The 17,729-nt window shown below is 34.2% G+C and carries 19 protein-coding genes and 1 other annotated feature; of the genes, 9 read left to right on the forward strand and 10 right to left on the reverse strand.

The window, feature by feature from the left end; genetic code table 11:
• The first annotated feature begins 455 nt into the window (after positions 1-455).
• From WAK64_RS12795 to WAK64_RS12805, 3 genes are all read left to right on the forward strand, one after another.
• The gene (locus tag WAK64_RS12795; RefSeq protein WP_336587377.1) at positions 456-1,163 is read left to right on the forward strand and encodes an ABC transporter ATP-binding protein; all 708 of its coding nucleotides are present in this window, start codon (positions 456-458) and stop codon (positions 1,161-1,163) included.
• Positions 1,160-1,912: an ABC transporter permease gene (locus WAK64_RS12800; protein WP_336587378.1), complete on the forward strand. Its 753-nt coding sequence runs from the start codon at positions 1,160-1,162 to the stop codon at positions 1,910-1,912. Before WAK64_RS12795 ends, WAK64_RS12800 begins: the two co-directional genes overlap by 4 nt.
• Positions 1,913-1,983: 71 nt before the next feature.
• Positions 1,984-2,517, forward strand: a complete 534-nt coding sequence (locus tag WAK64_RS12805) for a PadR family transcriptional regulator (RefSeq protein WP_336587379.1) — start codon at positions 1,984-1,986, stop codon at positions 2,515-2,517.
• 237 nt (positions 2,518-2,754) lie between these two features.
• On the opposite strand, the gene WAK64_RS12810 is transcribed toward WAK64_RS12805, so the two are convergent.
• The 3 genes from WAK64_RS12810 to WAK64_RS12820 all read right to left on the reverse strand — a co-directional run bounded on the left by WAK64_RS12810 (position 2,755) and on the right by WAK64_RS12820 (position 5,001).
• The gene (locus WAK64_RS12810) at positions 2,755-3,006 is read right to left on the reverse strand and encodes a hypothetical protein (RefSeq protein WP_336587380.1); all 252 of its coding nucleotides are present in this window, start codon (positions 3,004-3,006) and stop codon (positions 2,755-2,757) included.
• 378 nt (positions 3,007-3,384) lie between these two features.
• Positions 3,385-4,143, reverse strand: a complete 759-nt coding sequence (locus WAK64_RS12815) for a metallophosphoesterase family protein (RefSeq protein WP_336587381.1) — start codon at positions 4,141-4,143, stop codon at positions 3,385-3,387.
• A 393-nt stretch (positions 4,144-4,536) separates the two neighbouring features.
• Positions 4,537-5,001: a hypothetical protein gene (locus WAK64_RS12820; RefSeq protein ID WP_336587382.1), complete on the reverse strand. Its 465-nt coding sequence runs from the start codon at positions 4,999-5,001 to the stop codon at positions 4,537-4,539.
• Between the two features lie 343 nt (positions 5,002-5,344).
• Here WAK64_RS12820 and WAK64_RS12825 point away from each other — a divergent pair, with 343 nt between their 5' ends.
• Positions 5,345-5,698 carry a hypothetical protein gene (locus WAK64_RS12825; protein ID WP_336587383.1) on the forward strand — a complete coding sequence of 118 codons (354 nt, stop codon included), beginning with the start codon at positions 5,345-5,347 and terminating at the stop codon, positions 5,696-5,698.
• 373 nt (positions 5,699-6,071) lie between these two features.
• Here the strand turns inward: WAK64_RS12825 and WAK64_RS12830 are convergent, their stop codons facing one another.
• From WAK64_RS12830 to WAK64_RS12840, 3 genes are all read right to left on the reverse strand, one after another.
• Positions 6,072-6,578, reverse strand: a complete 507-nt coding sequence (locus tag WAK64_RS12830) for a GNAT family N-acetyltransferase (protein ID WP_336587384.1) — start codon at positions 6,576-6,578, stop codon at positions 6,072-6,074.
• A 366-nt stretch (positions 6,579-6,944) separates the two neighbouring features.
• Positions 6,945-7,151, reverse strand: coding sequence for a helix-turn-helix domain-containing protein (locus WAK64_RS12835; RefSeq protein WP_336587385.1), 207 nt, complete (start codon positions 7,149-7,151; stop codon positions 6,945-6,947).
• A gap of 16 nt (positions 7,152-7,167) precedes the next feature.
• Positions 7,168-7,656: a DUF2975 domain-containing protein gene (locus tag WAK64_RS12840; RefSeq protein WP_336587386.1), complete on the reverse strand. Its 489-nt coding sequence runs from the start codon at positions 7,654-7,656 to the stop codon at positions 7,168-7,170.
• Between the two features lie 614 nt (positions 7,657-8,270).
• Between WAK64_RS12840 and WAK64_RS12845 the strand changes: the two genes are divergently transcribed.
• From WAK64_RS12845 to WAK64_RS12855, 3 genes are read left to right on the forward strand one after another with little or no spacing between them, the layout of a single operon-like run.
• Positions 8,271-8,828: an RNA polymerase sigma factor gene (locus WAK64_RS12845; RefSeq protein ID WP_336587387.1), complete on the forward strand. Its 558-nt coding sequence runs from the start codon at positions 8,271-8,273 to the stop codon at positions 8,826-8,828.
• A complete protein-coding gene (locus WAK64_RS12850) occupies positions 8,818-9,606 on the forward strand; it encodes a hypothetical protein (protein ID WP_336587388.1) in 789 nt (262 codons plus the stop codon). Before WAK64_RS12845 ends, WAK64_RS12850 begins: the two co-directional genes overlap by 11 nt.
• Positions 9,607-9,639: 33 nt before the next feature.
• Positions 9,640-9,894 carry a hypothetical protein gene (locus WAK64_RS12855; RefSeq protein WP_336587389.1) on the forward strand — a complete coding sequence of 85 codons (255 nt, stop codon included), beginning with the start codon at positions 9,640-9,642 and terminating at the stop codon, positions 9,892-9,894.
• A gap of 96 nt (positions 9,895-9,990) precedes the next feature.
• On the opposite strand, the gene WAK64_RS12860 is transcribed toward WAK64_RS12855, so the two are convergent.
• The 3 genes from WAK64_RS12860 to WAK64_RS12870 all read right to left on the reverse strand — a co-directional run bounded on the left by WAK64_RS12860 (position 9,991) and on the right by WAK64_RS12870 (position 13,358).
• Entirely contained in the window at positions 9,991-10,668 is a 678-nt protein-coding gene (locus WAK64_RS12860) for a DUF4386 domain-containing protein (RefSeq protein WP_336587390.1), read from the reverse strand.
• A 372-nt stretch (positions 10,669-11,040) separates the two neighbouring features.
• Positions 11,041-11,499, reverse strand: a complete 459-nt coding sequence (nrdG, locus tag WAK64_RS12865) for an anaerobic ribonucleoside-triphosphate reductase activating protein (protein WP_336587391.1) — start codon at positions 11,497-11,499, stop codon at positions 11,041-11,043.
• Positions 11,496-13,358: an anaerobic ribonucleoside triphosphate reductase gene (locus WAK64_RS12870; protein WP_336587392.1), complete on the reverse strand. Its 1,863-nt coding sequence runs from the start codon at positions 13,356-13,358 to the stop codon at positions 11,496-11,498. The genes nrdG and WAK64_RS12870 overlap by 4 nt, the downstream gene beginning before the upstream one ends.
• A 741-nt stretch (positions 13,359-14,099) precedes the next feature.
• Here WAK64_RS12870 and WAK64_RS12875 point away from each other — a divergent pair.
• Together WAK64_RS12875 and WAK64_RS12880 are read left to right on the forward strand one after the other, a co-directional pair.
• Positions 14,100-14,234, forward strand: coding sequence for a hypothetical protein (locus WAK64_RS12875; RefSeq protein WP_336587393.1), 135 nt, complete (start codon positions 14,100-14,102; stop codon positions 14,232-14,234).
• 2 nt (positions 14,235-14,236) lie between these two features.
• Positions 14,237-14,480 (forward strand) — a binding site (T-box leader).
• 112 nt (positions 14,481-14,592) lie between these two features.
• Positions 14,593-16,446 carry an alanine--tRNA ligase gene (locus WAK64_RS12880; RefSeq protein ID WP_336587526.1) on the forward strand — a complete coding sequence of 618 codons (1,854 nt, stop codon included), beginning with the start codon at positions 14,593-14,595 and terminating at the stop codon, positions 16,444-16,446.
• Between the two features lie 595 nt (positions 16,447-17,041).
• On the opposite strand, the gene WAK64_RS12885 is transcribed toward WAK64_RS12880, so the two are convergent.
• The gene (locus WAK64_RS12885; protein ID WP_336587394.1) at positions 17,042-17,716 is read right to left on the reverse strand and encodes an HAD family hydrolase; all 675 of its coding nucleotides are present in this window, start codon (positions 17,714-17,716) and stop codon (positions 17,042-17,044) included.
• Positions 17,717-17,729: the final 13 nt, after the last annotated feature.

Raw genomic sequence — 17,729 nt, forward strand, 5'->3', positions numbered from 1 at the left:
TAATATGGTTATTTAAGAAAATATAGTAGTCTTATATTTTCACGAACTATCTGATATAATAGCAATATAAGATAAGGTTTGACATTCATTTAAGCATCACTACTCCCCATAAAATGCTTATTCCCTATCCAGTATTTTCACCATACCTATAGTCATGTCTTCCATTCGCTTACAAAACCTTTCTATAATCAACATCTTTCTTCTCATCATTCATTATTTTCCTGTTATTCTTACGTTAAATGAGCAACATTGTAAAAAGATTTCATACGGACGTAAGTGTCTTTGGATTTATCATGTTCATGATAAAACAAGGACAAGAGGAATAAATGGAGAGTCTTTCTTCTCAAATATTGTAATCGTAGTGTTTACAATTAAATCCATTCGTAGTATTATTTAGTTATCGTTATTTACTCAACGTTGACTATATAACGATGACTAAACAATAAGGAGGATTTATGATGGAATTAATTGTAGCCGAACAATTGGCAAAACGCTACGGAGAGCATGAGGTAGTAAGTGGCATTAGCCTGATGATTCGTGAAGGTGAAGTACTCGGAGTCATCGGCCCGAATGGTGCGGGCAAATCTACTATGTTAGAAATGATTGTAGGTCTCAGAAAACCCGATGTAGGATCAATCCGTTATTGGACAGAGTCATTTCATTCTTCTATAGGAGTTCAGCTCCAATCTACTCCGTTCTTTCCTGGATTAACAGCATTTGAAAACTTACAGCTTTTCTCGTCTTTTTATAAAAAACCTCAATCTATTCAAGAATATGAAGATTTACTACAATCTTGCCGACTTTTAAATGTCAGAAATACAGAAGCCTCCTCCCTTTCTGGTGGTCAACAAAAAAGACTTTCCATTGCCGCAGCCCTTACCCATGACCCTACCATTATTTTTCTTGACGAACCGACAGCTGCATTGGATCCAACATCTCGTAAAGAAATTCATGATATTATTCGCAACCTCCATGAAAAAAAGAAAACAATCGTGTTTACTTCTCATGATATGGATGAAGTTGAGAAGCTCGCAACAAGAATTGTCATAATTCAAAAGGGAGTGATTTTGGCTGAAGGTGCACCGAAAGAGCTTTATAAACGATTTAATGTAGACCACCTAGAAAAATTATATTTAAAGCTAATGGAGGAGGAAAAAAGATGAACATCATCTTTAAATCAATGATTATACACTCGTTAAGAGATAAAATAAGTGTATTTTATGCATTAGTATTTCCTATTATCCTTATGCTTTTATTAAGTATATTTTTCGACGGTGCTTCTACTGACATCAAGATTCTTACAGGTGTAACAGCTGTCAGTACAATCTTCTGGGGGATGCAAGGAATTGCTTTTCAAATTCATTCTCAGCGAAATAAAGGCGTTTATAAACTACTAAAATTAACACCAATGCCTGTTATTTCATTCGTTTTCATTATGGTGGCAGCCCGAACAATACTAGGTTTTATCATCACCTCCATCATATGGGTGTTTGGGATCATATATTTCAATATCGACATTACCTTCATTAGTGTAACAACTACATCTTCATTCATTATTCTCGGCATCCTATGCTTTACTAGTATCGGTTTCCTTTTGGCGAACTTAGCGAGTAACGAAGGACAAATAAATATTTATGCCAATCTAATTCAAATCCCCATGATCTTTATGAGTGAAGCTTTTTATCGCCTTCCAAATGCACCTGATTGGCTCCTCTTAATTGGGAAGTACTTGCCATTTGAATACTATGTAAAGGGATTTAACGGCATCTTGGATAGGAGCTACGATAACTTGTACAGTGGGATGTTCATCGTGTCTGTTTATTTTCTTGCAACTGTACTCCTATCTGTTTTTACTTTTAAATGGGATGAAAAGCAACGTATCAACATTCGCTTACGAAAGACTTCTGCATAATATTTCCCTTGTTTGAAAATTATGATACAATTATACTCAACATTGAATATTTTATGTTGAGGTGAATGTAAATGGCTAGATTAATGGTTTTAGGTTTACTTAAAATGAAACCTATGTCAGGATATGAAATTCAACAAATTTTAGAAATGAGTCAAACAGACTTATGGGCGGGAATTCTTCCAGGCTCCATTTACCACGCACTAAAAAAGATGGAAAAGGAAGGGCTCATTGAGATTGACTCAATTGAACAAACAGGGAACCGTTCAAAAGCAATATATAAAATTGTCGATAAAGGGGAAGAAGAATTTATCACATTAGCAAAACAAACCTTAACGGATTCCTCTGTATTATTGCCTAGTAAACTGTATACCGCCATTGGATTTTTGAATGAACTGTCACCTGACGAAATCATTGAAACATTACGGAAACAAAAAGATGGTTTAAATAAGCAGCTTGAACGACAAAGAGCAGGTGAACAAGCGAAAAAAGCGCATACTGAAATAGATGAAATCACAAGACTTACATTTGAGAACATTTATCTTCAATATGAGCTTCAAATTGACTATATTGATAAATTACTATCGATCTACACAAAAGGTAGATGACTGTCACCCTCTTGTTCACCTTTGAAAGGAAACTTCTTCTGAAGCTTCCTTTCATTTATTATGTATTTAGCTCCTAGAAGAGGACTTCCTAAATGATAAAACGTCAGAGGTTCAATTAAAAAAACACCTCACTATGCCAACTCCCTACGACATAAAATATAAAGTAAGAATTAATTATATAAAAGAGCCATCATCGACTCTCTTATATAACTAACTCGAGCTTTTATCGCTTTAAAACTAACTTTTCTTCCCTTGAAGACTCGACAAACAGGCTAACACTAATAGTGTCACTAAAACCAGAGCGGCAATAGCAAAGATTGCACTAATGATTAAAACAATAATAGCCGCTGTTGTTGCTGCTCCTCCTCCAAATGCAAGTGCTACTAATGCGACTGCAATGACAAGAGCGATACCTAATGAACCAAGCCCTAACGCAATACCTGCTCCAGTACATGGACAACATGCTTTTGTTTCAGAAGATTTCCCCATTTTTCTCCCCTCCTTATAAAAGCATCTTTCTCTATAAAATATGAAAAGTATCAATATTTCGTTCTAGGCAACCAATAAACGGGCTTTTATAGATATTAGTAGTGGGCGCCATAAAATAAACCCGTTTAGCGATAGAGGGATTTGCCTATTTAAATAGGAGAGATTATTCTTAAAAAACAAAACAAAGCCTACTTTAAAGTAGACCGATAGAGTTCATTATCGCATTTTTAGGAGAGGATACGGAACGAAGGATCATAATATCTTTTTTAGTACAAAGATATGTGTCAGCTCAAATTGAATCGCCCTTCTTACCCTATACATACTCCTTCATAAACCGACTGTTAATCAAAATCATGTTCCTCTACTATACAAATCCCATTATCTTTTCTTTGTCAGTTCTTCTAAGAAACCAATGGCGTCATTTACAGCCGGAACCTTCAACACATTGTTTTTCGTAAACTCCTCACACTGAGGACTACCTGCTGCTTTTATTAGGCGAGCGGCTTCTTCCCCATCAAATTCAGTACGTCTAAATTTGTACCCTTCTGAATGTAAATGAAGCCAGTATGCACCTGAAGAGTGAGCAAAGGGCATGCCAACACTACCAGCATTTATGATTTTTCTTGATCCAACCCTCCGCTCAAATTGTAGATGAGTATGACCACATACAATAATTTGTTGATTAATCCCTTCGAACATAGGAATAAGCCGATTATGTGAGGTAATTGGAGTGAAAATTTCTTCGTCGCTACGAGGAGTTGCATGGCAAAACAGTACCTCTCCTACCTTAGGAATTTGAAGAATTTGTTGTTCAGGTAAGTTGGCTAAAAAATCTCTCTCTTTTTTTGAAATCTGTGCTGCAACCCAATTTGTCAGCTCGACTGCTTTTTCTGATAATTCCTCAGTAAGGGGATGACCGTCGTAGGCTGTCACAACTTCCCGATCTCCATTTCCTCGAAGATAAAGAATCCGGTGTTTTAGCTGAAATAGACGTTCCAGCACTTGCTGCGGCATCGGTCCTGAGACAATATCTCCCCCAATTACAATTAAATCAACCTCACTTTTTTCGATCTCACCTAAGACGGCATTTAAGGCAGGCAAGTTTCCATGAATATCGTAAAGGGCGGCAATATTCATTTCATTCATCTCCTTTTCCCTATTATGTACTTTCAAATAAATGTTCGCCTAGTAATCTAGTTAGCTCTCTGTTTAGATTCATAATATGAGGAAGATGACCTAGATAGCCTCTTTACAATAAAATAATTATATTAATGAGTACAGTGAACATTGAGGTAAGAGATTGCGATGAAGTATCCTTTGGGTTTGACGATGTTCAATAATGTACAGTTCTAAGGGCAGTTTCCCCTATTGGTCGTTTTCAATAAATTTCTTGAGATTAAACATCAAGAGCAGTTCTATGTTACCAACCATTAACCCTCTCTCTTGTCCACTTCTTCATAAACTTCTACATTCTTAACTTCAATCGATGAGTTGTTTTTCACCTTCTAATACAAAAGATTATCAGTAATGTTATGATTCTTTATTCGTTCCATTCATTATTTTATCTTGCCATTTTTGGTAAACGTAAATAATTAACGCTAAAATCATCATGATGATAAAAATACCGAAATGCCCCATTCCTTTTAATTCATAAATACCAAAAGAAATTAATATTTTGAGTCCGATAAAGGCATAAGCTGCATCCGTAATCGCATTTGTGAGTATATAAACAAAAAAAGATTTATCAAACGTAAACCGAAAAATCCAAATCGTTCCTGGAATAAATACACCATAGGTTAACGGAAAACTCGTAATATGTCCCCATGGCACAATAACTTCATCTACAACCCACCAATTAAATACATAACCCATTTCAAAGACCATCGTAACAAGAAGCGACGCAAAAATCGCTACAGGCATAAAGCGTTTTATTGATCGTTGATTCAAGAAAAACAATGTTAACCATGGGAGAATCAGCATGAGCCATAAGACCAACTGAGCGATTGAAATCACCTTCTAAACATTTTATTTTATATAAACTAGTATGCCTAGCCAAGTGAAACTCTATTCTATACTCCATCGATAGATTTTTATTCCTCGCTCAAATAGTTTTGTGAAGCAGTACGAATTCCCCATATCTAAATTAAAAATAGATATACCCTTTTTAGGTGTTCAAATGATGTATTGGTTTTAACACCTACATTATGTTTGTTTCCCTATTACTCTATAATCTAACTCTTGCAATTTTAATAAAAACTATAATATAGGTTTTCTGTCCAAGCTAAATGAAAATAAAAACATACATTATATTAATTCCCGCAAAGGAGGTGAATTCATATTGTCTTTTTGTGTTCGTTTGAAGGAACCAATTAACGCAGAAGTAGACGTGCAAGAGTTTATTCAAGTTTGCGTTTTTTCAACTGTTGATCTAGATAGAGAAACAAAAGTATTAGTAGCTTTAGGAAACCGTGACCAAGTTGAAGATATAGATTTTGTATTTGCTGATGGAACATCAATTGATTTTAACGAAGTGGGTGTTCATATTTTTGAACCTGCTATTTTAAACACTTGTGCTAACATCATCGGAACGTTTAAAAAAACAGGAGAGTATTTATTTAATGTAGCATTACTTGATCAAAATAATAATGATCTACTAGATTTTGAAGTTGCAGTAGTGAAAGTATTTGAATAGGCAATAAAAATAGGGTTGTATCTATTTGATACAACCCTACCTTTCTAATGAGTCATCAATTATCAATTCACCAATCAAATTTAATTAGTCATGTCTTTATAAATCTTACATACCATTTTCTAATCGTCTAGAGAACCCTGCTCATTTATAATTAGAAATTTTCTATTTATAACTTCAATCACCTAGACTACCTAAGCTATTTAACAAGTGTAATCCTTTAAAAAGAATTCATTGTTCACGCTATAATTGGTGAAAAAAACGACTATCATATTTCGACGTCGCTATTCGTTTTTATCCAACCAAACGCAAATCCAATGGATTTTTTAATCTCATCCAGACTGGACCTTGCCTTCTCCCAGGTTGGTTTATTGGATTACAATAAATGATATTCATAGTAGGGTTCCTCTTGCTGTATTTCATCAAACCATTTTGTCCCTTTATATTGAAAGCCAACTTTCTCTAATATGTTTAGTGATGCTAGATTTCGTGGATCTGCAGATGCTGTAATAACCGAAACACGACCATCTTTTCTTGCCATGTTTAAGCAAGCAATGACAGCTTCTGTAGCAAACCCTTTTCCCCACGTCGATTGACTAAAATGAAAAATTAACTCAATTTTTTCCATTGATTTTGTGATATTAAAACCTGCGGCCCCAATAATCATGCTAGACGCTTTCTCTTGAACAGCATAAACAGATAAGTCATTTGTCTGATGTATCTCTCTATATATCTTTATTATTTGAGGGAATTTTTCATGTTTCGTTGCTCCATCACAAAATTTCATGACGTCTTCGTTTCCCCAAAACGTTTTCATTGCTTCTGCATGTGATTCATCAAATACACCTAAATATAAGCGCTCTGTTTCATAAACGATTTCCATCACTACACCTACCATCTATTATTACTCGATTCATTTGTTCCAATGTCCTTATCTTTTTTTAAAGCCTTAAAAAATAGTAGAAGATCCTTTAGCTTATTTTATTATAACAATATTCGGAAAAAATACGTGATTTTTTCTCAAAATTAGTTGTTTACCTATGTTTAAATATGGCATGTAAAATATAACATCCATTGGTAATCAATATCCCTTCCCTTTTAACCTAAAGAACCTCTTTTCAAAGATAAAAAAGCTGTTCCTCACTCTGGAGAAAAGTCACTTACAATCTACTAGTAATCTGTAAGAGACTCCCCATTATTTTATTATTACAGTCGAATACGGTGATTCTCACTCATTTAAACATAGTAATTATTTTTCTTCATACGCAAGTATATCTCCAGGCTGGCAATTTAATATTTCACATAAAGATTCTAAAGTAGAAAATCGAACCGCTTTTGCCTTATTATTTTTTAGAATAGATAGGTTGGCCATCGTAATGCCGAGTCTTTCTGAGAGCTCTGTAGAACTCATCTTTCTCTTTGCCATTACGACGTCAAGATTCACAACAATCGGCATCTTCACTCTTCCTTTACTATATGGTTTTGTCGTTTTCTTCCTTTATATTTATAGCTACTTCTAATAATTGAGCTAAAACCAAGCATAACAGTCCTATCGTCACACAAATGAAAATAACAATTAGTAGTGGTCCTGCCAACAGAACATCTTTGAAAAAATTAACGGAAAGCTTTAAGTAACTTACACACCCTATAAAAATGACTATTTCGCTAAAAGAACTTACTGCGATTACTTTTAGTGCCTTTACATTTTCATTAGAGAAAGGCTTTCTTTTTACGACTAAACCAGCTATTTTTCTTAGTTTAAATAATGATAAAACATAAGGGGCAGCACATAAATAGATACAAATTGTAACGATCCATACTAAATTTTGATCTAATAATTGATACTGACTTTTAAAAAAAGCAGTAAGGATTAACGGTGTTCCTAATAGAAGCATAAGTGTTATCAATATCCCCATAACTAGCGTGAAATTTAATATATATGGAATGCTTCTTTTGTTCATAGAAAAACCTCTTTTCATATATTTTCTTATAATATACTCTCATATTTATCGTTAATCAATAAAAAATTATCAATTAACAATTATTACTATTATTAATAACATAATTTTGGTTTTTCTAGTATGCGACTCTAGCGTCCCTTTATATACGATGACCTTTATTCAGAAGGACAAATTAGTCCTTCTATAAAATAGATTAATCGTCTGCTTTGTAATCTACTGTTTTATAACTACAATACTTCCCTCTCACCATTAAAATACATAAAGTTCCTAAGGGATCCTCTTTATATTCCATTTACTTGATTTAGAAATTTCCAACTCCAGAATGCAAGTTATTCTTATTTCATAGTTATCCTCAAGAAAAATACATTTGTAGGAATTGCCGATACCAGCGCATTATCTTTTTTATGGTTCATTCAGATTTATTTCAAATAAAGTGTTTAATTTCAAAGAAATACGAACAATACAAGTGAATGGGGTAACAAAGTATAGTTTTAGTTTTTATTTAATAATTGGAAACTTATAACATACAAGTTTAAATTGAAGATTTTTTAAAATATGTTGTTTCGTAAAACTTTTTTTAAAAATATTTCGTTAAACTAACTGAGGTGAATATATTGCGGACGGATGAGGAACTAATTAAAGAAATACAATCTGGGGATCAAGCCTCTATGGAGGTTCTAGTCGAAAGACATTATAAAACCGTGTACGCATTTGTCTATCGAAGGGTTGGAGATAAACATACTGCTTACGACTTAACACAAGAGGTATTTATTAAAATGATGAAAGCTCTTCCTTCGTTTTCATTTAAAGCTACCTTTCCTACATGGCTACTAACGATAGCTGTTAACCATTGTCGAGACTATTTTCGATCAAAGGCTTATCAGCAGTTCACTCAAACAGATGAGTATGAAGAACGATTGAATGTTAATAGAAAGGAAGATGTATATGCTACGTTTGAAAAAAATGAAAAACGACAACAAATGAAAGAGCTTATTTACGAACTACCAGATTACCAAAGTGAAGCCATCATCTTAAAATATTATCATGATTTAAAAATAAGTGAGATCGCTAAGGTCACAAATACAAATGCTTCAACCGTAAAATCACGACTGAAACAAGGGTTAGCCAAACTAAAAAAGACGCTAGAAGGGAGTATTTCGTTTGAGGGATAAACAAGATATATATAAAGTGGATGAAGAGCTTGAGAACTTCCCATTATTACAAGATTTTTCAGTAGAATTTCCAAGTGATGAAGAAATGTTCCATACGATTGAAGAACTAAGACAATACGTACCTCAACAGCAGGAAAACACAAGTATAAATCAGCTATCTAGACTCATCAAATTATCAGCATCTGAGCTATTCCATATTGAAAAATCCTTTTGGTCGGCAAATTTAGTCTTTTTTGTCATTGGATTACTTCTAGCTATAACGAATAATAGCAACCCATACTTTACAATCATGTTACTCTCACCAGTCCCATTTTTAATAGGATTGCTTCAAATCTTTAAAGGTAGAGACGAAAACGTGCTCGAATTGGAATTAACCTTTAAATACACTGCTCAACAACAAATGCTAGCGAAAATGGTTGTTATTGGGGTCTATAATTTCATATTAAACATTATCCTTATTACTTTGTTAAGTCTATTTGGAGAAGGGCAGCTAATTGTTTCGAAAATGTTACTATACTGGATCATCCCATTTTCATTAGTAGCATCAATTGGATTGTGGGTGACACAAAAAGTAAAAGGTCCCATTGCCGTCCCATCACTCGTCATTAGTTGGACTGCTTTCACCTTTATATATATGATGAATGAGGGAGCCATATCTTATTTTGAAACAAAGCCATTTATTTTTTATGTCATTACCTTTGTACTATCAATATTATTCTTCATTCAGCAAGTCAAAAAAATGAAAAATAGTCGTTTTATTGATATTTCACAGCTATAGACTTTTATAAGCCTTGGTGGTTGTTTTCCCCCTTTGAGAAGCAAGTCAATAGGGATGTATATCCTTCGTGTTTACTCAAAATTAATCAATAACCTTTCATCACAAGCATTCTTCTTATCGCATAGTAGTTTTAAACATGCATCTGATGAAGATTATCTTGAATCTCACTTCACCTTGTTAGATGAAGTGAATCATTTAGCTTATTATCCTTCTGAAATTATGGTGGGGCATTGTTTTCCTTCCAAACTAGGCAATCGTTTGTTGCCAAAACAGAAAGAATTATTTTGACTTTATTAAAGAAACAAAAAACACACCCTATCTAGCATTAGGGTGTGTTTTTCTATATGGGAAGCGATTGTAACAAGTTTTCTTTTATTTATAATGTTAATCTTCTACTAACGGATTGAAGCCTTTAATCAACAGATAAATAGCCAGAACTAACTCAAATATTGCTGTTGGTGCATTCATGATAAAATAAAGGGGTGTTATTATTTCAATTACATCAAACATCAATAAAAACGTAGCTATAAGAGTAAACGTACAGCCAATTATCCCCCATACTGAAAGCCAGTGAGGAAATAATTTTATCCGAAAAGAGCAATAGTATAAGATTAAACCACCTAAACTCCAAGGAAGTATCATTCCGATATGATTCAACCCATCTCTATACGCTCTAAGCAATTCTCCTATTGTTTCGTAATAGGATGGACTCGGTTGGCCTTCGATAACAAAACGTTCACTTATGAATAAAAGTAATAACAGTGAAACGATTCCAACAAAAAGAAAGGCTGCTCCAATAATTCTAAACCCGAAATACCCAAGGGCCAATTTAGCATTATATTTCTTAATGATTGGATATACTATAACCGCGATACACACATATACAGTCGCCATCATAAATTGAAAAAATACAGCCATCAATACTTGGTTTTTAATTAAAGCTAATGTTCCAAGATATTCCGGTCGTTCTAAAGCTGGAACTGATGATAGAATGCCAGATACTAATCCAAAGATTAATAATATTCCAAATGTAGTAGCTGTTTTCCTGTTGGAAGCCAACATTCCATCCTCCTCATAGTATTGTATTTATATATATTCCCTTTTCTATAAACTTCCTTCTCTTTACGTCCTATCAATCATTTATACAGGTATTATATATGGTCTACTCTGAGGAATTATTCCTATTTCTCTTATACAAGTTACTTAAATCTCTGAAACTTCGTTCTTACTCGGTATGCTGTCACCTGCCCCGAGTACTAATAGCTCAAATATTCTTTGTCTAATTGTATTTGCAATGTTCATTTTAGCATTTGAAAAGTTAAAGAAGTATTAAGTAGCCTTATTTAATAAAGTATTAAAAAACGATTGTCAATTCCAACGACATTTACTCGAAAAAAAATAACAGAGATTGTATACAAAAATCACTATGAATATTCATTGTAGCTTTTTTAATGATAGGATCCTTTGATTACTGCTTCCTCTAAAGCGAAGTGAAATGTCTCTTTCCTCCAATAAAAAAGGCCCATCAACTAATACATCACAATGGCTTAGTAACTCCAAAACATGTGTATTTTCACTGCTAATAAGCTCCTCATATGTGTATCCTGAATAGATCCATATATTTTTCTTCTTTGCCTTTAATGTTTTTGCAAGCTTCTTAACTTCTCTAGCTTGGAGAAATGGTTCGCCTCCAGATAACGTAACATTAGAAAGCGGGTTTAATAATACCTCCGCACAAATATCATTAACGGACATTTCAATTCCATTGTGAATATCCCAACTTTTAGGATTATGGCAACCTAAGCAGTGGTGTGGACAACCAGCAAAGAAGATGACTGTTCTTAAGCCTTCACCGTCTACGACAGAGTCATGATAAATATTCATAACTTTCATTGGTGCCTCACTCTATTCTTTTCTTCCTGTTTTTTTGCAGAGTTCCACTTCGACATGTCCCCAACCAAGTAGCCTGTAATTCTGCGAATCCTAGAAATATCTCCTTCCTCCGTAGTATGACAGACAGGACATTCCTGATTGATAATTCCTGAGTAGCTGCAATTCTTACAATAATCCACCGGATGATTAATTGACCCGTAGCCAATATGATTAGCATGCATCGCCTTTACTAACTGGTCGATAGCTGAAAGATTATTAACCAAATTACCGTCACTCTCAATATAAGTGATATGACCAGCATTACATAATTCATGAAAAGGACCTTCTTTTCTAATTTTATCTATTGCTTTAATAGGGTAATAAACAGGAATATGGAATGAATTTGTATAGAAAGGTCGATTAGTCACACCCTTTATTTCACCGAATTCTAATTGATCATGTTTTGTGAATTTTCCAGATAACCCTTCGGCGGGTGTCGCTATTAACGAAAAATTAAGCTGATATTCTTCTGTTGCAAGATCTGCTTTTTCTCGTAGAAACTGTACAATTTTATACCCAAGTGTCCACGCTTTCTCACTTTCACCATGGTGAAAACCCATTAAGGCCATCAATGCTTCAGCTAAGCCTATAAAGCCGATAGACAGTGTACCTTGCTTTAGGACCGTTTCCAAACTATCCCTACCTTGTAATTCCTCGCTCCCCTTCCAAATTCCTTGAGAGTATAAAAATGAAAAGTCTTTAGCTTTTTTCGTACATTGATGTAAATAACGTTCATATAGTTGCTGAATGACTAGATCACAATAAGATTCAAGCAGGGCAAAGAATTGTTTTTCATTGTTGCTCTTAAGAGCAATTTTCACAAGATTAATGCTAGTAAAAGACAGATTTCCTCTCTCGATACTATTCTCTTCCCCATGTAAATTTGACATGACTCTTGTTCTACAGCCCATATAAGAAACCTCGCTCTTTGGTGTACCATCATAATATTGAATATTAAAAGGGGCATCAATAAAGCTAAAATTAGGATAAAGGCGCATGGCTGTTGTTTTTAGTGCTAATTGATACATATCATAGTTCGGATCACCTTCTTCGAAATTTACTCCTTTTTTAGTTTTAAATATTTGAATGGGAAAAATGGGGGTCTCTCCTTTCCCAAGTCCGCTTTGAGTAGCTAAAAGAATATTTTTAATAATCATTCTGCCTTCTTTCGAAGTATCAGTTCCATAATTAATGGATATAAAAGGAACTTGTGAACCTCCACGAGAATGCATTGAATTACTGTTATGTATAAACGCTTCACAGCTCTGATACACCTCGTCCTCTGTTTCTTTCCACGCAATCCGCTCTTTTTCTGCCTTCTTATAAAAAGTTTGATATCCATTAAGCCTTTGAAGGTGATTTTCAAATGTTCGCCTTACGTAAGGTGCTAAATCAAAATCGAACATTGGTAATGCTTGTCCGCCATGTTGCATATTTTGATTTGCTTGTAAAATGATAGATGCTAATGCAAGAGCGCTTTTTATACCATGAGGCGGACGAATGTAACCATGACCAGTATTAAACCCATTGGCTAGAAGCTTAGCGAGTGGGATTTGACAGCAGGTGGTCGTTCCCATAGGCATAAAATCCATATCATGAATATGAATAAAGTTATCTTTAATGGCATTTTTTACTGAATCACTCAATAGTTTTGTGACCGCATAGTATTTTGACGATTCGGTTCCAAATTTATTCATTTGCCCCATGGGAGAACGTCCATCCATATTTGCATTTTCATTCAATAGTTCACTAGACGTTGTATTCGAAATCTCATCAAATGTTTTTAACAGCTCTTTTGTTCTCTCATTATCTACCAACATAATATTAATCCCTGCCTTCAAATAATTTTCTACTTAAAAAACAAACAAATCTCCATCTTCTATAGAGAGACAGAAAGGTTGCAGCAATATAACCCCATATACTACCATCAAAACTATAGAAAAAAACAAAATAAGGCGAATTTCCTTACTAATACGATATGACTATTCAATCCCTTCAAGAGAATGATGACTGTTGATTCTTAAATAGTTTGTCTTTATTATCATTTTTGGTATCCGTTTTTTTCTATCAACAATTCCTTTAAATTTTCGACTTACCCCTCATTCACCTAAACACTACATATGCCTATATAGTTAATTTTATAACACAATATATTGTGTTATTAACTTTATTTTATTGAACTTACCCCTGTTTGCCAACCCTATTTAACAGATGCCACAGTTTCGTCACAACTGAAAAATAGAGTAGAAACCAACATTGAGTTGCTTCAGGAGATGCTGAATTTGAATCTATGGTGAATACGTAAGTTCACCGACATGAAAAGCAGCCTGGGCTTTAAATCACTTAGCTGCTATTACCATATACTAGCTGGGATAATCCCAGATGCCACAATTACGAACCTCTTGTCGTAGTTCGCGATACTTGGTTACTCCAAAGTGAAATTGGCAATAAATCGTGGGTTTTAAAGTGAAGCAAACATCAACGCGCTTTTCAAAGCACATCCTCCTGATTATTTTACAGGTAAACAGGAATGTGGAATGGAGGCTGGGGAGAATTATAATTTGGCTAAAGTCAGAGGATGCGAAGCAACCGAATTGCCAAAGCTGATAGTAGAATCGACAAACTTATACCGTATAAAATATAGTAAAATTAAATTGACGGAGCAATTTGAGTGTGATAGCATTGGTTTAACTTAAAACGAAAAGCTATGATGAGAAATAGTAGGTATTAGGGATTTTACAGAGAGAAGATGGTTGGTGCGAATCTTTATTGATCTAATAGTGAAGCAGTCTCGGAGCTGTGAACCGAACAGAGGAATCTTAGTAGGCTTCAACGGAGTTCCACCGTTATTCAGGAAACAATACCGGAGATATCCCGTATTGATAGAGTGCAGAGAAATCTGAAATTAGGTGGTAACACGGACATCATAGTTCGCCCTAAGTTGACAAGAAATATGTCAGCTTAGGGCTTTTTTGTTTTATTTCTTCTAGATTGAATATTTGCAAAATAATTTTCTGAGAAGAAATAATAATTGAAATGGAGGTATTGAGCATAGTGAAAATGACACCAGATGAGTTAAGAAAATCATATATTGATTTTATGAAAGGAATAGGGGCTAGCCAAGTGCCCTCTTCTAGCTTGTTACCAGAAAATGATCCCTCAACGTTGTTTACAGGAAGTGGAATGCAACCTATGGTTCCATATTTATTGGGGGAAAAGCATCCGATAGGTAATGAGATTGCTAATATTCAGAAGTGTTTAAGGACAGTGGATATTGATGAAGTAGGAGATACGTCGCATCTGACATTTTTTGAAATGATAGGTCGATGGGAGTTTAAAGCAAATGAAAATAATTATAAGAAAAAGCAAATCGATGCCATTTGGAATTGGCATATTATCGAATTAGGAATTGATCCCAGCAGGCTGTATATTAGTGCTTTTATAGGAAGTGATGATTTGAATATACAGAAAGATACGGAAGCCATTCAAATCTGGTCAGAAAAATTTAAATCAGTTGGAATAGAACCTATCATTGAAGATGACCCTTATCAATATGGGACATCTAGAGGTGGAAAAATATTCTTATACGATGAAAAAGAAAATTGGTGGAGTCGTTCCGGAAGTCCATTGGATATGCCTGTTGGTGAACCGGGTGGGCCTGATAGTGAAATGTTCTATGATCTTGAACCAGGCGGTGATTCACTGGATCATCCTGCTTCTGAAAGCGAGAGGTTTTTAGAAATTGGGAACAACGTATTTATGTGTTACAAAAAAGAAGAAACAGGATTTGTAAAGATGCAAAATCCCAATATTGATTATGGAGGCGGATTAGAAAGGGTTGCAACAGCCCTAAATGGTGACAAGGATATTTATAATACGGCTTTCTTCCTTAATCCCAAGAAAAAATTGATGGAGTTAAGTGGTAAACAATATACAGACGATTTAAAGTCGTTTAGAATCATACTTGATCATGTGAGAGCGGCTACTTTTCTAATTAATGATGGTGCGCAGCCAGCTAATAGTGATGCAGGGTATATAACCAGAAGGTTATTAAGAAGGGCTATTCGTGCAGGTAAAAAAATAGGTATACAAGGAAATTTTGTCGGTAAGTTGTCTGAAGTTTATATAGATGAAGCAACAGCTTATGAAGATTTGATTGGAAATAAAAAGAAAGTTATCGAAATAGTAAATAAAGAAGAAAATCTTTTCTATAGAACTTTACAGCAAGGAGAATTTGAAATACAAAAACATCTTAAGAATAAGGGGAAAGTTACAGGTGCAGATGCCTTTTATTTTTACGAAACATATGGGTTTCCCTTGGAGTTGACGGAAGAGTTTCTAACTGAAAGCGGATATAGCATGGAGGACAAGGCGTCTTATATAGAGGCGGCAAAAAAACATGCTGAAAAGAGCAGAACTGCTTCTGCGGGTAAATTTAAAGGTGGATTAGCTGAACATTCAACAGAAACAACAGCGCTGCACACGGTATCTCATTTATTACTTGCTGGTTTAAGGGAAGTTTTAGGTGATCATGTTCATCAACAAGGAAGTAATATTACTTCAGAACGTTTACGGTTTGACTTCAACCATGATGAAAAACTTACTCCAGAGCAAATAGCTGAGGTGGAAAAGTATGTGAATGATGCGATTTCATCAAAAGCAGTTACCTATATTTCAGAGATGCTTAAAATGGAAGCGAAAGAAAGTAATGTTGAAGGGAATTTTTGGGATAAATATCCGAATATCGTTAAGGTGTATACAATACAAGATAACGAAGGGAAAGTTTGGAGTCGAGAAGTATGTGGAGGACCTCATGTAGAAGATACAACAAACTTAGGAAAGTTCAGTATTAAAAAAGAACAATCTTCTGCTGCTGGAGTTAGAAGGATTAAAGGAGTAATTAATTAACATTTCCAAAACGCGGACCAATAGCTGATGCTGTAGGGTTTCCATTTATAAATGTCAATGCTAGCTTGCTAACGAATACTTATCTCCGCCGAGCAATCTATTCAATCAGATACATTTACTGATTCTTCTATAGTCTTCAATCGATGCTTGACTGTTTTGAAATTGTTAGTCATTATTATGAAAAAACTCCCCTTACAGTAACAGATTGCATTATTTCACCTGTCTACTGTATGGGGAGGATATCACATTAAGAAATACGGTCTTAATGATGTAACAATCACCGGTTTCCCTATGTTGGAAGTTTTCACAATAATCTAGGCTCTTTTTTTATAACAAAAGCCTAATTTCTCGGTTAAAAAACCTAGAGAAACTAAGCTATTTATTTTAAAAATCCTTATGACGCTACCCCCATTAAATCCAAATTGATGCAGTCATCTCATAATCGTAATAAAAATAAAACAAATAAAAAATAACCCAGAAACACATTTAGTCGTGTTTTCTCGGTTATTCATCGTTTACATATAATTAGGTATAAAAACAAAGAACTATGACCATTTCTTCAATATGTTCTATAAAGGTATCCATCATTTCTTTCTCACATAATATAACTCAGTAATTCATCCAATGAATGGATCTCGTCATATGGTTTTATATCAGATTCATTGTTGATCATACAAGGGTTGAACCATATCCCCTTTATATTTACATTTTGACAACCATCAATATCCCTTTCTATGTCATCTCCAACGAATAATGTGGCATCCGGTTCTACTTTAAGTTTGTTTAATACTAATTCAAAAATACGTTTGTCAGGTTTACTAAATCCTACTTCTTCAGAAATAATGACTGTATCAAAACAACTATTTAAATTCGTGTTATTAATTTTCGCTCTCTGTCTCTGAGTTGCGCCATTTGTTACAATAGCGACTTTAACATGCTTTTTTATAATATTTATGATATTAATAGTGTTTTGGTTGATAGAAAAACAATAAGGGAAATGTTGATTCCAAAAATCTTGAATATCATGACGTGGCATTCTATATTTTGGTGAAAATTCATCAAATAATGATTCCAAAACATTTATTTTATCACTTTGGCCATACCTTCTTTGGTCATATTCTTTGAATTTTTGCAGCATCTCTTTTTTTCTTGAATGGTTAACCTCCTCATAGCACTTGTCTAAAATCATTAAAAACATTTTTTCTACGGCTTTATCTCTATTAAGTAATGTATCGTCTAAATCAAATATCATTGCCTGATAATCTCTCATGTCAATACACGGC

It is taken from the genome of Bacillus spongiae (assembly GCF_037120725.1).
Taxonomy (GTDB): domain Bacteria; phylum Bacillota; class Bacilli; order Bacillales; family Bacillaceae_K; genus Bacillus_CI; species Bacillus_CI spongiae.

What these genes read in the sequence shown, in the direction of transcription:
- WAK64_RS12795 (WP_336587377.1), top strand. Translation starts at nt 456, where the DNA reads ATGATGGAATTAATTGTAGCCGAACAATTGGCAAAACGCTACGGAGAG.
- WAK64_RS12800 (WP_336587378.1), top strand. Translation starts at nt 1,160, where the DNA reads ATGAACATCATCTTTAAATCAATGATTATACACTCGTTAAGAGATAAA.
- WAK64_RS12805 (WP_336587379.1), top strand. Translation starts at nt 1,984, where the DNA reads ATGGCTAGATTAATGGTTTTAGGTTTACTTAAAATGAAACCTATGTCA.
- WAK64_RS12810 (WP_336587380.1), bottom strand. Translation starts at nt 3,006, where the DNA reads ATGGGGAAATCTTCTGAAACAAAAGCATGTTGTCCATGTACTGGAGCA.
- WAK64_RS12815 (WP_336587381.1), bottom strand. Translation starts at nt 4,143, where the DNA reads ATGAATATTGCCGCCCTTTACGATATTCATGGAAACTTGCCTGCCTTA.
- WAK64_RS12830 (WP_336587384.1), bottom strand. Translation starts at nt 6,578, where the DNA reads ATGGAAATCGTTTATGAAACAGAGCGCTTATATTTAGGTGTATTTGAT.
- WAK64_RS12835 (WP_336587385.1), bottom strand. Translation starts at nt 7,151, where the DNA reads ATGCCGATTGTTGTGAATCTTGACGTCGTAATGGCAAAGAGAAAGATG.
- WAK64_RS12840 (WP_336587386.1), bottom strand. Translation starts at nt 7,656, where the DNA reads ATGAACAAAAGAAGCATTCCATATATATTAAATTTCACGCTAGTTATG.
- WAK64_RS12860 (WP_336587390.1), bottom strand. Translation starts at nt 10,668, where the DNA reads ATGTTGGCTTCCAACAGGAAAACAGCTACTACATTTGGAATATTATTA.
- nrdG (WP_336587391.1), bottom strand. Translation starts at nt 11,499, where the DNA reads ATGAAAGTTATGAATATTTATCATGACTCTGTCGTAGACGGTGAAGGC.
- WAK64_RS12870 (WP_336587392.1), bottom strand. Translation starts at nt 13,358, where the DNA reads ATGTTGGTAGATAATGAGAGAACAAAAGAGCTGTTAAAAACATTTGAT.
- WAK64_RS12885 (WP_336587394.1), bottom strand. Translation starts at nt 17,716, where the DNA reads ATGAGAGATTATCAGGCAATGATATTTGATTTAGACGATACATTACTT.